This window comes from Pseudalkalibacillus hwajinpoensis (genome assembly GCF_039851965.1).
Taxonomy (GTDB): domain Bacteria; phylum Bacillota; class Bacilli; order Bacillales; family Guptibacillaceae; genus Guptibacillus; species Guptibacillus hwajinpoensis_E.
On record NZ_CP156674.1, the window covers coordinates 917102 to 931593 of the forward strand.

Annotated in this window: 16 protein-coding genes; 5 read left to right on the top strand and 11 right to left on the bottom strand. The window is 42.2% G+C overall.

Features of this window, described 5'->3' with window-relative positions:
- Position 1 precedes the first annotated feature (1 nt).
- The 3 genes from ABFG93_RS04690 (at position 2) to thiM (ending at position 3956) form a co-directional block, all read left to right on the top strand.
- On the top strand, positions 2-358 hold the full coding sequence (locus ABFG93_RS04690; RefSeq protein WP_347551062.1) for a DUF2294 domain-containing protein: 357 nt from the start codon (positions 2-4) through the stop codon (positions 356-358).
- A gap of 124 nt (positions 359-482) precedes the next feature.
- The gene (locus tag ABFG93_RS04695) at positions 483-2843 is read left to right on the top strand and encodes an FdhF/YdeP family oxidoreductase (protein WP_347551063.1); all 2361 of its coding nucleotides are present in this window, start codon (positions 483-485) and stop codon (positions 2841-2843) included.
- A 312-nt stretch (positions 2844-3155) separates the two neighbouring features.
- Positions 3156-3956, top strand: a complete 801-nt coding sequence (gene thiM, locus ABFG93_RS04700; protein ID WP_347551064.1) for a hydroxyethylthiazole kinase — start codon at positions 3156-3158, stop codon at positions 3954-3956.
- A 57-nt stretch (positions 3957-4013) separates the two neighbouring features.
- Here the strand turns inward: thiM and ABFG93_RS04705 are convergent, their stop codons facing one another.
- From ABFG93_RS04705 to ABFG93_RS04715, 3 genes are all read right to left on the bottom strand, one after another.
- On the bottom strand, positions 4014-4229 hold the full coding sequence (locus ABFG93_RS04705) for a hypothetical protein (protein WP_347551067.1): 216 nt from the start codon (positions 4227-4229) through the stop codon (positions 4014-4016).
- Between the two features lie 413 nt (positions 4230-4642).
- A complete protein-coding gene (locus ABFG93_RS04710; protein WP_347551069.1) occupies positions 4643-4894 on the bottom strand; it encodes a hypothetical protein in 252 nt (83 codons plus the stop codon).
- A gap of 84 nt (positions 4895-4978) precedes the next feature.
- A complete protein-coding gene (locus ABFG93_RS04715) occupies positions 4979-5833 on the bottom strand; it encodes an MBL fold metallo-hydrolase (RefSeq protein ID WP_347551071.1) in 855 nt (284 codons plus the stop codon).
- Positions 5834-5981: 148 nt separating this feature from the next.
- Here ABFG93_RS04715 and ABFG93_RS04720 point away from each other — a divergent pair, with 148 nt between their 5' ends.
- Positions 5982-6644: a peroxiredoxin gene (locus ABFG93_RS04720; RefSeq protein ID WP_347551072.1), complete on the top strand. Its 663-nt coding sequence runs from the start codon at positions 5982-5984 to the stop codon at positions 6642-6644.
- Positions 6645-6760: 116 nt separating this feature from the next.
- Positions 6761-7390 (top strand): redox-sensing transcriptional repressor Rex, encoded by a 630-nt coding sequence (locus tag ABFG93_RS04725; protein ID WP_347551074.1) that lies wholly within the window; start codon positions 6761-6763, stop codon positions 7388-7390.
- 72 nt (positions 7391-7462) lie between these two features.
- On the opposite strand, the gene ABFG93_RS04730 is transcribed toward ABFG93_RS04725, so the two are convergent.
- From ABFG93_RS04730 to ABFG93_RS04765, 8 genes are all read right to left on the bottom strand, one after another.
- The gene (locus tag ABFG93_RS04730) at positions 7463-8068 is read right to left on the bottom strand and encodes a 3'-5' exonuclease (RefSeq protein ID WP_347551076.1); all 606 of its coding nucleotides are present in this window, start codon (positions 8066-8068) and stop codon (positions 7463-7465) included.
- Between the two features lie 73 nt (positions 8069-8141).
- On the bottom strand, positions 8142-8309 hold the full coding sequence (locus ABFG93_RS04735) for a DUF4083 domain-containing protein (protein ID WP_347551077.1): 168 nt from the start codon (positions 8307-8309) through the stop codon (positions 8142-8144).
- A gap of 163 nt (positions 8310-8472) precedes the next feature.
- Positions 8473-10437, bottom strand: a complete 1965-nt coding sequence (locus tag ABFG93_RS04740; protein WP_347551079.1) for a phospholipase D-like domain-containing protein — start codon at positions 10435-10437, stop codon at positions 8473-8475.
- A gap of 284 nt (positions 10438-10721) precedes the next feature.
- Positions 10722-11486, bottom strand: coding sequence for a class I SAM-dependent methyltransferase (locus ABFG93_RS04745; protein WP_431522045.1), 765 nt, complete (start codon positions 11484-11486; stop codon positions 10722-10724).
- Positions 11487-12066: 580 nt separating this feature from the next.
- A complete protein-coding gene (locus ABFG93_RS04750; RefSeq protein ID WP_347551083.1) occupies positions 12067-13257 on the bottom strand; it encodes a dicarboxylate/amino acid:cation symporter in 1191 nt (396 codons plus the stop codon).
- Positions 13258-13459: 202 nt separating this feature from the next.
- Complete coding sequence (locus ABFG93_RS04755; protein ID WP_347551085.1) at positions 13460-13783, bottom strand: FBP domain-containing protein; 324 nt, start codon at positions 13781-13783, stop codon at positions 13460-13462.
- A 66-nt stretch (positions 13784-13849) separates the two neighbouring features.
- Positions 13850-14065: a hypothetical protein gene (locus ABFG93_RS04760; protein WP_347551087.1), complete on the bottom strand. Its 216-nt coding sequence runs from the start codon at positions 14063-14065 to the stop codon at positions 13850-13852.
- Between the two features lie 119 nt (positions 14066-14184).
- Positions 14185-14430 carry a biotin/lipoyl-binding protein gene (locus ABFG93_RS04765; RefSeq protein WP_347551089.1) on the bottom strand — a complete coding sequence of 82 codons (246 nt, stop codon included), beginning with the start codon at positions 14428-14430 and terminating at the stop codon, positions 14185-14187.
- Positions 14431-14492 lie beyond the last annotated feature (62 nt).

A 14492-nucleotide genomic window follows, 5' to 3' on the forward strand; every position in this document is an offset into this window, starting at 1 on the left:
AATGAATAAGTATGAAGCAGAATTCAGCAACCTTGTCCGTTCTTTCCGCAAGAAGCATATGGGAAAAGGACCGAGCAAGATCACCACGACCTTTTGTAAAAAATGGGCCATATGTGAAATGGAAGGCAATCTTTCGCCAGTTGAAAAGTTTATTGCCAGCGCAGATGATGGCAAGCAAATGCTCCGGGCAGCCCGAACGGAAATGGTGAAAGAGATGTATCGCAACAATCCACCAGTACAAATGGAGGAATTTCTCCAGTCTAAATTCGTAGACCTATTCGTAGACATTGATATTGATCGTGACTTTGGCATGTCGATCTTTGTATTTGATGAAAACATTGAAGATAAATTTAGATAATTCCCTAACCTGGTTAGGCACTTGGCAGCGATCCTGCTAAAGACTCAACCACCGTTTTGCTCATTGGTTTATGAGCAAACGGTGGTTTTTTATTTACACAGACGTACATTTAGGAGTGAGATCAATGGGTGAAACAAAACACCAGGGACCAATTAAAGCAACGAAGAAACCTGAACCAAAACACTGGGTAAGTCCTATCCCCTTTGGGCTCGGAAAAGTTAAGCCGCAGCATTTTAGAGACACGATGAAAATTGCCTGGGAAAACAAAGATAACATCGGGTACGCAACACGAATTCTTACCCAGGGTGTTTGCGATGGCTGCGCACTTGGCGTTTCTGGACTTTATGATCAAACATTGAAGGGTCCGCATGTGTGTACAACGCGTTTAAATGTTCTTCGTTTAAATACGATGCCGGCCGTCGATGAGGAGATTCTTCATGCGGACATCGATGAGCTTCGAGAGTACAGCAGCACCGAGCTTAGAAAATTAGGACGTATCCCCTATCCTCTCATTCGCCGCAAGGGAGAAAGAAGCTTTTCCCGTCTGACATGGGATGACGCAATGGATATGATCGCAAATAAAATGAAGAAGTTAGATCCAAAGCAGTATGCTTTTTATTTAACCTCACGAGGGATTACAAATGAATCGTATTACGTTGCTGGAAAAGTGGCACGATTCCTCGGGACAAACCATGTGGATAACGCTTCACGTATCTGCCACTCACCAAGTAAAACTGCGCTAAAACGCTCCATTGGTGTTGGCGCTTCAACTGTTAACTACCAGGACTGGTTTGGTACGGACGTACTGATGTTCTGGGGAAGTGTAGCTTCAAACAGTTCACCCGTTTCAACAAAATACATGCTTGAAGCTAAAAAGCGCGGCACTAAAATCATTATGGTTAATCCATACAAAGAGCCTGCGATGGACAAATATTGGATTCCTTCTAACGCTGAGTCTGCGCTTTTCGGTACAAAAGTGGCGGATGATTTTTACCAGGTGAATGTGGGTGGCGACATTGCCTTTATGCATGGCATCATGAAGCACTGGTTTGAAATGGAAGAGAATGAACATGGATCAGCTATCAACCATTCTTTCGTTGAAGAACACGTCAATGGGTATGAGGATTTGAAAGCGAACGTAAAGGGGCAGAGCTGGGATAACATCATTTCTTCATCAGGTGTTTCGAAGGAACGAATTATAGAACTTTCAGAACTACTTGCAAGAAGTAAAAGTGCCGTATTCGCCTGGGCACTAGGGTTGACCATGCATTCATTTGCAACAGACAACATCTCACAGGTTGCAAATCTTGCTCTCTTAAGAGGATTTCTAGGAAGTAAAAACAATGGCTTAATGCCATTCCGAGGTCACTCCTCTGTTCAGGGATCAGGAGAAATGGGGGCTGATCCATTTGTCTTACCTGGAAGTGGATTTGATCCTGAAAACGTCAGTCGCATGGAAAGAGTCTGGGGTTTCGAACTCCCTAAATGGCAGGGTGATATTGTTGGGGTTACACTTGAGAACATCGTCCTTCCGGAAGATCACGAGCGGAAAATCAAATTGTATTACCTTTCCGGTGGAAACTTCCTTGAAACGATGCCGGATCCTGATTTTATTGAAAAAGCGCTATCTGAGCTCGACATTCGCGTTCATCAGGACATTATTCTGAACACCTCTACCCTCGTTGATGCGAAAGAAGCAGTCATAGTCCTTCCTGCTAGGACAAGGTACGAACAAGAAGGTGGTGGAACATCGACGTCAACCGAGCGCATGGTCTACTTCTCTCCAGAAATTGAAGGCAACAACAACCAGGTGGAAGAAGCGCGCTCTGAATGGAAAATCTACATTGACCTTGCGAAACGAGTGAAGCCTGAGACTGCCCATTTTGTCGATTTCAAAACGGGTCAGGACATCCGTGATGAAATCGCGATTGCGAATAAAGATTACGATGGGGTCCAGCACTTAACAAAAAAAGGAGATGTGTTCCAGTGGGGTGGCGCATGGCTCTGCGAAGGTGGCGTTTGCCCGACGTCGGACGGAAGAGGAAATCTTGTAGCCGTCGACATTCCAGACTTCGGAAAAAAAGATGGGCAATTCATTGTGACATCAAGACGTGGAAAGCAATTTAACTCAATGGTTTACAAGGAAACCGATCCATTCAACAAAGCCGAACGGTATGATGTTCTGATGAATCCAGAAGATGCCGGGAGATTAAGCATTGCAGAAAGAGAAGGGATCGTCGTTTATAACGGCTTTGGTGTCTTCCAGGGCCGTGCAAAATTTGTGGATATTGCACCAGGCAATTTAGAGGTCCACTTTCCAGAAGGGAACTTTTTGTTACCACGCGGACGCTATGAGAAATACGCAGGTATTCCGGATTACAATATCACGGTCACTGTTGAGAAAGCCGATCGTTTTAACGCCCGCAAGGATGTTCAGTATCAGGAGAAGGTTATTGAAGATTTGAAAGTCAATGCACCCGAATAATCCCCCTACCCCGGCTCAGCTTGAGTCCGGGGTATTCTCATTGTTGAATGTACCGCCAAAACGAAAAAGTGTTTTCCTGTAAGTAAAATAGGCTATGTTAAACAATATAGTGAAACTTCCATCAGAGGGTTTTCTAATGTTAATTAAACCAATCGGACAACGCCATTTTTAGTACCTGAAGAAGGATACGAAATACAAATCGCTGTATCGAACCATCGTAATCGTTTGGATGTCTGTAAAATTCTTCATTCAGGGGTCAGACACGTGTCTGACCCCCGTGAAAAAACAAATGATGAGAAGGGATGATTATTAATGAAAAAACCTCAGGCTGCCGCCCTTATTACAAAAGTGAGAGAGGAATCCCCTCTTGTCTTTAATATAACAAACACCGTTGTTACCAACTTTACTGCCAACGGCCTACTCGCCACAGGCGCGAGTCCTGTTATGGCATACGCTCGTGAAGAAGCGGCAGACATGGCGCAGATCGCAGGAGCCCTTGTCCTTAACATTGGTACCCTTACGAATGAGGTTGTTGAAGCCATGCTTATCGCAGGGAAAGCTGCGAACGACATGAACATACCGGTCATTCTTGATCCTGTAGGTGCGGGTGCAACACCATACAGAACAAGCACAGCTCGTCGTATCCTAAAAGAAGTTGACGTGCAATTCATCCGTGGCAACGCAGCTGAAATTGCAAATATTGCAGGCAAAACATGGGCAATTAAAGGGGTGGATGCGACAAAAGATGCCGGTAACAAAGCCGTTCTTGCTCAAAAAGTTGCCACTATGTTCGGAAGTACTGTAGTCGTTACTGGCGCCGTCGATACCATTACGAATGGCACAACGACAATTAATCTCACAAACGGACATCAGGTTCTAACAAAAGTTACTGGCACAGGCTGCCTGCTATCGTCCATCCTCGGCGCTTTTGCAGCCGTTGAAGCAGATTCAATCCTTGCTGCCACTGGTGCACTTTCGTTCTTTAGTGTCGCGAGTGAAAAAGCAGCAGAACTCACAGGAGGAAACCGTCCGGGAAGTTTTCAAATTGAGCTACTAAATCAACTCGCTCTCATAACCCCTGAAGAAATCCAACAAGCGATTCGGCTCAATTAAAACAGAGCGGGTATAATACCCGCTCTGTTTTCAACCTATACAATGTGTCATAACAGATCAACACAATTTCTTTGCAATGAAATAAAAATCCTCTATCCCCTTAAATGTATAGACAACCTTTTCAAGGAAAGGATGAAAGTAGACAATTAGATAGTCTCCGCTTCGATCGATGACTCTTTTACCCGCTTGGAATCTCGGATAATCCTGTGTGATGCATGATTCTACTTCGAGTTCGGAAGTAATCCAATCCATCACTTGTTCATTTCCATCCATTGCTTCCCCCTTGAGTCTTTATTTTCCGTGGATGCCCCTTAAAATATAGTCATTAAACAGGTTCATTTATAACTTGTTTGCCCCATCCACTTCAAGCGCTCGCACTCGTTTTAATTAGTATGTATTGATACTTTCCACTTCGGCCTGCGATTCAAACCAGAGTTTACTGGAAACTTCAAATAAGGTCTCTTAAATCATTTTAAAAAACACATCAAGAATGCCCCCACAGCAGTCTTTTTCCAACCCTCATCATCGCAAAAATAACTAATACAGTTCCTTCTAATTGTTACCATTTACCACTTCTCTAGAAGCTTTCTTCTGTCTATTCGGAATTACCACTAAGGTCAATGGTTCTTTTCACTATCTGAGAATCAAATAAAAAAACCCGAAGCATCATGGCTTCAGGCTTTCGATTATAATAGGCCAATGATGGCCCCTAATATTCCGAGTACAATCGCAATAATATACCAGATTATTGCAAGGATGACGATAATCCACCCAATCATCTTTCGGCCTGTTTGAATAAAGTAAATACCGAGAACAAGCGGTCCGATAATTAATCCGAGTATTCCCCAGAGGATCGCACTCTTATTCCGTTTTCTGGCATCCATAAATAAGTAAATACCAATTACTAAATTAATAATAAATCCAAATGACAGTTCCATCTGCTCACCTCGTTTCCTCTAAAAAGGTTTCCCTAATGAGAATTCAGTTAAACTGGACTATGCTTTTTTGCATAAAGTCTTACTTCAAGCGTGTTCACCAGTATCAACGACGAGCGTATCGTAAGCAAAAGAGATGTTCTTCCCCTCCGCTTGAAGTTGGTTTTCGACTATTGCAAGCTCATCATAGCTTACGCGGTCAGGCTCTTCGATGTGTGTTAAATACACTTTATTAACCGTTAGCTTATCGATGATCCCTAGCGTTTGACTCTCCTCCAATAGAACAGGGTGACCTGAACTGATCTGACGCTCACCTGTAACCGGATGAAATTCACATACTCCTGTTGGCAATACCGCAAGATCGATCTCCCCAAGATCTGGTGGCTCCCAACCAAATAACTCGTCTGGTGCAATCAACACTCTACTTTTCTCATCTTCAAACAAAAAGGCGTATACATAATCTTCTGACAGGCGAAACGGCGTGATCGTAACACCATTTATAGTCACAGTCTCTCCATCTTTAAGTTCATGAAGACTGATGTACTTTTGGCTCTTAAAAAACTCCAGGTGCTGTCCCGTCCCTAATCTTGATTGAAAGTCTACTGCAACCTGTTCAGGAACATAAACAGCTGACGTCGTCCCCTGTGCCGGGTGGTTAATCCAATCGGCATTGATTGATTCTAGCACCCTTCTCCCCATCACGTGATCCGGATGCCAATGTGAATAGAAGACCCCTTCAATTTTGTTAAGGTTCGATCGATTCAACTGCATATAACTATCTTCTGGCGTATCAATTAGGACGTTCGGTCCGTGTATAAAAACACTTGGTCCGGAACGGCTGTAAGGAACCCCTTTTTCTCTTGCTTCTACACAAACCGTACAGTCACAAAGCGGTCGAGGAATCGACATTGCACCACCTGTTCCTAGAAATTCAATTTTCATCAGTTCACCCCTTCTTTTTTACTATTCTAACGATTCTTCATTTACAAAAAAAGGGCTTATACCCATTTCCTTCACAATTTAGACAGTTTGAATCTAAAAACAGAGGGAACACAGCGTATAGATTCTATTATAAGGAGGACGTTTAAACATGTCTGAACAACAAACTGAAATGTACCAACTTCCAAGAATCGGTTCGAAAGCACCTGACTTCACGGCAAACACCACACACGGTCAACTTTCACTTGATGACTATAAAGGAAAGTGGTTCGTCCTCTTTTCGCATCCGGCAGATTTTACACCGGTATGTACTACTGAATTCGTCGCCTTTCAAGAAATTTACCCTGAACTTCATAAATTTGATGTCGAATTAATTGGTCTTAGCGTGGATAGCGTTTCTTCCCACCTCGCATGGGTACGTAACATCGAGAAAAACTTTGACACCGAAATTGAATTCCCTGTTATCGCTGACCTTGACCGTAACGTTGCAACTCGCTATGGAATGATTATGCCTGAGGAAAGTCAGACTGAAACAAGTCGTGCCGTATTCGTTGTTGATGACAAACAGGTCGTCCGCGCTGTAATCTACTATCCTCTCACCACTGGACGCAACATGAATGAAATTATGAGATTAGTGAAAGCGTTGAAAACAACAGATGACCACGGCGCACCTACTCCTGCCAACTGGCAGCCAGGCGATAAAGTGCTCGTATCCCCTCCGAAAACACAGGAAGCCATGAAATCAAGGGAGAAAGAAGAAGATCTGGAATGCATTGACTGGTATCTTTGCAAAACGGATTTACCCAACCAATGATCCAAAAAAACCGGTGGATAACCCATCGGCTCTTTTTTTGAGAACATTTTCCAAATTGCACTTTGCTAGATAAAGATTATAATAGAGGAGAATGTGTACTTTACGGAGGTTATGTTATGAAAAAGGAAGAAAACAAACTTCCCAATGCAACAATTAAGCGTCTCCCTCTCTATCTCTCTTATTTAAAAAGGGTGAAGAAATCAGGTCAAAAATCGATATCTTCTGTTGAACTTGGAGACGCACTCAATTTAAAATCTGATCTAGTCAGAAGAGACTTTTCTAAGATAAAGGCTCCAGGCCGAAAAGGAAGCGGTTATGAAGTGAAGAAACTCATTACTCACCTGCACCATATCGTCAATACGAACGCTGAGCCTGAAGCCGCTCTCATCGGTGCCGGACGTCTTGGAACAGCTCTTCTTCACTACAATCACCTTAGAAAGTCATCGCCTAAAATAAAGATGGCTTTTGACAACAACCCGAAAATTGTTGGGAAAACCATTGCCGGGGTGCCTGTCTATCATATTGATGAGATGAGCGAGCGCTTGACGCCTTTAGTGACGGTTGCGATCCTTGCGATTCCCGCCGCATCCGCTCAAAGTATTTCAGAGAAGATTGCCGAGACAGGTGTGCTTGGCATTATGAACTTTACATCTGCATACCTAAAGCTCCCAGCTAAGATTCATCTTCAACAAATTGATCTGGCAAGAGAACTGGATACACTCGCCTTCCTTATTCATTTCCTATAATCGCCAGGAACAAAATAAAAAGGCGCCCCCTCATCCCCTTTCCACTTCCTGGAGATGAGCGTTGAAATAGTATTAAAGTTTAGCCTTACGCCTTTTGTTTAATTTAGCAGGTTCATAGCCGGTGTCAAACATCATACCATTCATTGTCCCTGTTCGATCAATCAAATCTTTTACATTATCGGCATTCAACTCTTCGGCCGCTTTTAGTAGTATTTGCGCAGATGCCCTCGCATCATCAAGTGCATGGTGATGATCTAACTGAATTCCGAGGTAATCAGATACCACGTTTAATTTATAGCGTGGCAACGTCCATGTCTTTTTCGAAATATTCACCGTACAATTATAAGCAAGCATTGGATAAGGAAGGTTATACTGATCCAGTACCGCACGAAGTACGCTCATATCAAACTGAGCATTATGAGCAACAAGGAATTTCCCTTCCACTAATTCGCTGATCTCCTTATGCCATAGAACATCAAATGAAGGTGCATCAGCCACATCCTCTTTCGTTATTCCGTGAATACTTACGTTGATTCCTGCAAAATAATTTTGCTTTGGTTTCACTAAACGATAATATTCTCTTATAAGCTGTCCATTCTCATATTCCACAAGTCCTATTGAACAGACACTACCTCTTGAAGAATTTGCCGTTTCAAAATCCAGTGCTACGAAATTCATCTGCAAACTCCTTTAAATAATAGATAAATCTATCTTAGAATGTTCTCACCCATTCGTCCACCGATTTGATTGATCATTCATCCCGATTTCGCTGAATTGCGTCAACTTTTTCCTCAATTCTGTTTAACTGTCGCTTTCTTCTGAATGACTCTCGAATGAAATAGACGATAAGACCGATAGGAACGACTAAAATCACAAGGCTGATCACTTGATAAAGAACATCCCCCCAATGAAAATTCATAAAATCACTCCTATATGTTCGATAATTTGCTTTTTAATATTGGATCATCTTTTAATCTATAGTCAAGCTGTCACTTAAAATTACGATTTTGTACGTGTAAAGGTTTCACTGATCCTAAAAAAAGAATAGCTTTGAATCAGCTATTCTTCAGAAAGATTTAATTTTAAGGTGTCGATACCGTACCTCCAGCTTGAGAATAACGCGCATTAAACTCCTGAACAAACTGGTTTGTAATGCTTGAATCATGGATAATGAGCATGTTCTCATCATTTACGTCATTTCCATTCGTACTCCAATTCGTAGAACCTACAATAACCGTTGGATCGCTTTCTGTATCAGCATCAATGATCATTGTTTTACTATGAAGCTTTCGTGATTCTGCATCTTTGTAAACAGGAGCAGCATTTGCCCAGCGTGTATTAGGATTGTTTGTGCTTCCGCTTACCGTTTGCCCGGTCATTTCAATGCTGGCTGACCACCATTGGTTCCAGAAACTACTGTCAAATACGCCTTTTACATCGAAGCCAGTAAGTGTTCCCTGCTGGTCATTATAAGAGCCTTCCCACTTATTTTTCAACTCATCAACTAGCGCTTGATCACTCCATGCAAAAATAGTGAAGTATGTGTTTAAATCTGCTTCTAATTTTACAAGCTCAGCCATATGGTCAACTGCATTATCTCCTGGCGAAAAGTAGACCTCCATTTTCTTCCCACCAACGGTCAACTCATGCACGGTATTATCTGTTTTACGGGAGCTAAAGTCAGCCCCTTCAACATCAGGGATTAACGTACCGCTTCCCCACATCTCGTTAAACTCCGTTTCATAGATCGTAGCAAGCTCTGGAGAATTCACCTCAATAACATGCTGTTGATTTCCATCGAGCACACCATTTTGCATATTTTCGTCAGAGCCGTAAAGCCCTGTAACTGTGAAGTTCCAGCTACCTGTAAATACCCATTTGTCATCGATCACCGCAAATTTATTGTGCATTTGGTTTCCAGGAGCATAATACGTACCATCACTTTGCTGCTCGGCATCTACAAACAGATAGCCGCTCATTTCCGTATTTCCAACCATTATCGTCTTCTGTGGAAAATCGTCCGGTGTGGGTGGAAGATTATGATCCGCTCGCTTTACCTGATCTTCAACAGCAAGCATTGGTGAATCAGATAGGATCGTAATGTCATCTGCCGTTCCAACAACCATGTCTTTCCCTCGCACCATTTCTTCAATGTACAATCTCATTAATTCGAATCGTTCAATATAATGCGGATCTGTTGCATCCTTCGCATCCGCAATCACGCGAACATCAATCCCTTCGGCTGCTTTGTTAATTAACGCATCAACCACTTTTGGAAGATTTAGTTCATATGTAGCGAAGTCGATACTCGTTTGTGCCCCATTAATCCGATGCAACAAACGATCTTCGAGGTTTACGTTATAATTCGCTTCATTTCCTGCAACTGCATATTGATCAAGTGCACATTTATTAAAATAGACGTTAATTGCATCAGGCGCTTCAGATACTTGATTTAAGTGCTCCGTTGTATCCGTACACCCTTGAGCAGAAGAAGATCCAATTACTGAGTTCGCTCTCCCAGGTGTCCCTGTTCCTTCTGTATATGTACCAGTAGAGGTTCCCCAATTAGAAGGCTCAGTTCCTCTCGTGTTCGAATCAATTCGTTCCATCGTCGCTTTAGAAGCATTATCTCCCCCATGCCAGGCATCAACAGTATCAACTGCCGTTCCACCAGAATCCCTTAGCTCGAGCACCTCACCTGAATTCCCCATCGCTCCAGCGTAGTTCTGATTAGCGGAAACTTCTGAAACCGTAGTGTCGTCTGTTCTTTCAAGCACATAATAGCCCTCCGAAGGAATCGTTCCACTTAGTGAAATAGACGGACTCCCATCAGAAGAAGCAAGTGTCCAACCATCCAGTGATACTGCAGCGCCCGTATTATTATAGAGCTCAATCCATTCATCGTTATAGCTGACTGTTGTCCCCATCCAGGCAACTTCGTTTACGACGACCTCAGGCGTAGCTGCCTCAGCACTGTTACCTGGCGCTGGTATTGTTAATGTTAATGCAAGACTAGCAGACGCAAGTAGTTTTACTGTTTTTCTCATGTTGTCCTCCCCAGAAATAAAAGTGCGTACTGTTCCATCTTACATAAATCTACTCTTCGTGCTAATGTGTTTTTCCTTAATAATTTGTTAATTAAGAATTTACAATCATATAGGAACTAAGTAGAATTCAATTTTGACAGGTCTATTCAGCATAAAAGCGATTATTTAGCTGAACGTAGCTGATGGTTGTTGGTCTTTGTCGCAAGATTATAGCTAATCCACACAACAGTCTATCAAAAAAAGGCTGAACAGGTTCAACCTCATTTTGGGCTTTCTTTAATAAACTACTTATTTTTAAATACTTTAATAATCATCGTTGTTGGAAACTTCCTCGCTTTATATAGAGAATAATACCGATCAGAGATTTCAGCTTCTTCTCCATCATAACCGGAGCCCACGGCGCTTTCGATAACTTCCTCAATAGTGAATCCCGCTTGAATCAATTCATTTATGTAAGTTGCCATTTTTCGTTTATGAAGCACCATTGTCGCGTCCTCACCCTTAAAGTTCTCAAACGTATGAAGACCTTCCTCCTGATAAGATCCATCAAGATAGACACGTCCATTTTCACTTTTCGCATGAACATAGAGTGGATGATCCCAGCTAAAGATAAATGTTCCGCCCTCTTTTAAATAAGAATAAATTAGTTCAAATGTCGCTCTAAGCTCGGTCGTCCAGCCAATCGCATAGATCGAATACACGATATCAAAATAATCCTTTGGAAGGTCAATGTCTTGCTCCATCGGGGCACAATACAGATGGGCTGATAAGTCTTTCAATGTTTCCTCTGCAGCAAGCTTCTGCTCCACAGAAAGATCAACACCCCATAGTTCACTTGCACCGGCCTCTGCCATATAGCGTAGCGAATGCCCACTCCCATAGCCAATTTCGAGTACTTTTTTATTCTTTACTTCTCCAAATAGTTGGAGCTCTTCCTCAGTTTGCCCGTATGGCCCATATGAAGGTAACGCATCCACTCCATTAAAATGATGAGCAACTTTGTTCCAGCTTTCTTTATTACGTACAAGAATATCGTTCTTCAATTTCATCTCCTCCAGTCTTAATTTAAATTCAAGAGATAGGAGGGAAATACCTTTTAATACCTTATTCTACTTAAAGCTCTAGTAAACAGGTGTACAGTAATGATGGTAAGATTGAACATTTCCATGAACAATCATGTTATAAATATACTGAATTCGTTGGGTAACCGAACCAACCTGGAATTCCATTTCCAATACGCCTGTGATCCACTTCAATTATGTCCTTGCAGGGATTACTAGAAATACTGAATGTCAAATCGTTTCTTGCAAATTAGGTCTTACGATGAAAAAAGGAATTTTACAAGAATTGAATTATACGAAAGGCTTTATGATACCCATTCATTGTGGATTCCTGACTAACTAAACCAGAATTCAAATATCAATGCTGAACCTGGCCATGTACGTTAATAAAATAGTCTTAAAGCAAATCAATCATAAATAGCCAAATTTCGTCGGGGTCAAAGAATAGCAATAGTTTAAGCTGTTTCATTATTCCAGGACAGACATTGGCCATCCACAGCAATCTAAAATCCCAATCATTTAGCAGCACAAAGAAGCGGACTCAATTTGAGTCCGCTTCTCTGGTATTTCATCCAGCTTTCGCTGCACTTTGTACTGATTTCTTTTTCGAAGTCAGTCGATCGACAAGTCCTGACAATGCACCGTCACCAGTCACATTGCAAGCTGTACCGAAGCTATCCTGTGCAAGATAGAGAGCAATCATAAGGGAGACCATCGTTGAATCGAAGCCAAGCATGCTTTCAAGCAACCCGATGGCAGCCATCACGGCCCCTCCGGGAACACCGGGTGCCGCGATCATCGTGATACCAAGCATAAGAATGAATGGTATAATCGATGCAAAAGTAGGATCCTGTCCATTTAGAAGCATCACGGCCATCGCACACGATACGATCGTAATTGTACTACCTGATAGGTGAATGGTCGCAAGAAGAGGAACACTAAAATCTGCCACCTTCTCGCGTACCCCATTCTTTTTTGTTTGGCGCAGCGTAACTGGAATCGTCGAAGCTGAAGACTGCGTACCAAGCGCTGTAAAATATGCTGGCATCATTCCTTTTATAAGCTTCAACGGATTTCGTGATGTCGCTGCACCTGTCACGCTATATTGAATCAAGAGCATCGTCACGTGAAGGAGAATAATCATTATAAACACTTTTGCAAAAACGCTTAAGATTGTTTGCACCTGACCTGCGCTTGTCATGTTCGCAAAAATCCCTAATATATGAATCGGAAGAAGCGGGATAATGACAAAACTGATCACTTTCTCAATAATTGTTCTAAACTCAATCATAACGCTCTTAAGCTGATTCCCCTTCATAGCAGCCATTCCGAGTCCAAGCGTGAAGGCAAGAACAAGGGCAGTCATGACCCCCATGATCGGTGGAATATCTACCTGAAAGAACGGTTTTAACAGCGATTCCTCTGGATTTGCCATTTCCGACGCTGCTCCTCCAGTTTCAAGGAATAAAGGATAAAGATTTCGTGCAGCTAAAAACGCTAGCAGTCCTGCGAGGAACGTTGATAAATAAGCAACAGTAGTTGTTATACCGATTAATTTCCCGGCACCCTTTCCGATCTCCCCGATACCCGGCGCTATAAATCCGATAATAATGAGCGGAATGGCGAATCCAAGGAAATTACCGAAAATACCGTTAAATGTAGCGAATAATCGTACGGTCCATTCAGGAAAATAAGCCCCGATTACAATACCAAGAGCAATGGCAATAAGAATCCGTGGTAACAGTCCAATTTTCTTCATCGTGTCCTCCATACAAAAACATTTGTCCATCTGAGATGCAATATATGTGTACAATACTAAAGTTTCAGTCACTGCGCAAGACTTTTATGTAAAAAAACTAAAAATCTTTAACACAAAACCTTTTAATGAGTTTTACCAGATAAGGAGCTCGTCTGCTTTCGTAAACTTAACACCTAGGGATGGGCAATAAAGCAGATACTCTCTATTGCTCAAGTGCATGTGGATCTGTTAGTTGAGCGTTACACTGCTGATTATCCACACACATGTAGTTGCCGAGTGTATGATAGTCTGATTCTTGATTGACAGCTTTTTTTGTTACGTGTGCAACTTGTCCTAAACAGCCACACAGGGCACATGTTGCAGGCTGAGTATGAATCATGTACGCTCCCTCAACCCCCACTAAAGTGTCGTCCATGGGATAGACAAAATATCTTCTTTTTGAACGAACGTCATTCCATCCAAGATAAGTAAGGAGTAACGAATCGTAATCGGATGCCTTCACTTTATTGCTATTTGGAAAAAGCATTTGCATTTCTTCCTGAGTTACTTTAGGAAACGGCAAAACATATGTGTACGCTTCATCAAGAAACTCCTAGATGTCAACATAGCGAATCGTTCTAAGTCGATTCAGAAATGAACGTTCATCTCCGTTCAGCGACGTGAATAGCCCAAGAACTTTATCAGTAGCATTGTGTCGGACAGCATCTAGAACATCCTGATCAATAAGATAATTCACATTATAAAGAAGCACGTCAACCTGCTCTCGAATCACATTAAACTGATGATTATACAAAAACGGTTTAAGCATAGAAGACCCTCCTCTTTGTGTTTTCTTTCTTTATACCCCAAATATAAAGACGTGCGGAAGGCTTGATTAAACTGTTTATTAATACGAAAAGCCGGCAGCGCCGGCTATTAATCAGGACCTTAGTCACTTCCTGTTACAAAGTCATCTTCTTTCATTGATGCGAGAACAAAACCGCCTTTAACACGATCATTCTCTTTCACATGAAGTTCAGAAATTTCACCGCTTACTCCAAGCGTAATCTTCTCCGCGTTACCCTGTCCGTTGCGTACGACAAACATTGGCTCCCACTCGTAAACACGGGACGCATGGTTTACCAATACCTTCTCGATAACTCCCTCACATGGACAGACTACTGAACGATTCATGATTTCTTTCCCCTTTCAAGCATGTAATGGTTCCTCTTTAGGAACGGCTAGCTACTCTTAAT

Coding starts and splice junctions, on each gene's coding strand:
- ABFG93_RS04690 (WP_347551062.1), top strand. CDS start 2: ATGAATAAGTATGAAGCAGAATTCAGCAACCTTGTCCGTTCTTTCCGC.
- ABFG93_RS04695 (WP_347551063.1), top strand. CDS start 483: ATGGGTGAAACAAAACACCAGGGACCAATTAAAGCAACGAAGAAACCT.
- thiM (WP_347551064.1), top strand. CDS start 3,156: ATGAAAAAACCTCAGGCTGCCGCCCTTATTACAAAAGTGAGAGAGGAA.
- ABFG93_RS04705 (WP_347551067.1), bottom strand. CDS start 4,229: ATGGATGGAAATGAACAAGTGATGGATTGGATTACTTCCGAACTCGAA.
- ABFG93_RS04710 (WP_347551069.1), bottom strand. CDS start 4,894: ATGGAACTGTCATTTGGATTTATTATTAATTTAGTAATTGGTATTTAC.
- ABFG93_RS04715 (WP_347551071.1), bottom strand. CDS start 5,833: ATGAAAATTGAATTTCTAGGAACAGGTGGTGCAATGTCGATTCCTCGA.
- ABFG93_RS04720 (WP_347551072.1), top strand. CDS start 5,982: ATGTCTGAACAACAAACTGAAATGTACCAACTTCCAAGAATCGGTTCG.
- ABFG93_RS04725 (WP_347551074.1), top strand. CDS start 6,761: ATGAAAAAGGAAGAAAACAAACTTCCCAATGCAACAATTAAGCGTCTC.
- ABFG93_RS04730 (WP_347551076.1), bottom strand. CDS start 8,068: ATGAATTTCGTAGCACTGGATTTTGAAACGGCAAATTCTTCAAGAGGT.
- ABFG93_RS04735 (WP_347551077.1), bottom strand. CDS start 8,309: ATGAATTTTCATTGGGGGGATGTTCTTTATCAAGTGATCAGCCTTGTG.
- ABFG93_RS04740 (WP_347551079.1), bottom strand. CDS start 10,437: ATGAGAAAAACAGTAAAACTACTTGCGTCTGCTAGTCTTGCATTAACA.
- ABFG93_RS04745 (WP_431522045.1), bottom strand. CDS start 11,486: ATGAAATTGAAGAACGATATTCTTGTACGTAATAAAGAAAGCTGGAAC.
- ABFG93_RS04750 (WP_347551083.1), bottom strand. CDS start 13,257: ATGAAGAAAATTGGACTGTTACCACGGATTCTTATTGCCATTGCTCTT.
- ABFG93_RS04755 (WP_347551085.1), bottom strand. CDS start 13,783: ATGCTTTTTCCAAATAGCAATAAAGTGAAGGCATCCGATTACGATTCG.
- ABFG93_RS04760 (WP_347551087.1), bottom strand. CDS start 14,065: ATGCTTAAACCGTTTTTGTATAATCATCAGTTTAATGTGATTCGAGAG.
- ABFG93_RS04765 (WP_347551089.1), bottom strand. CDS start 14,430: ATGAATCGTTCAGTAGTCTGTCCATGTGAGGGAGTTATCGAGAAGGTA.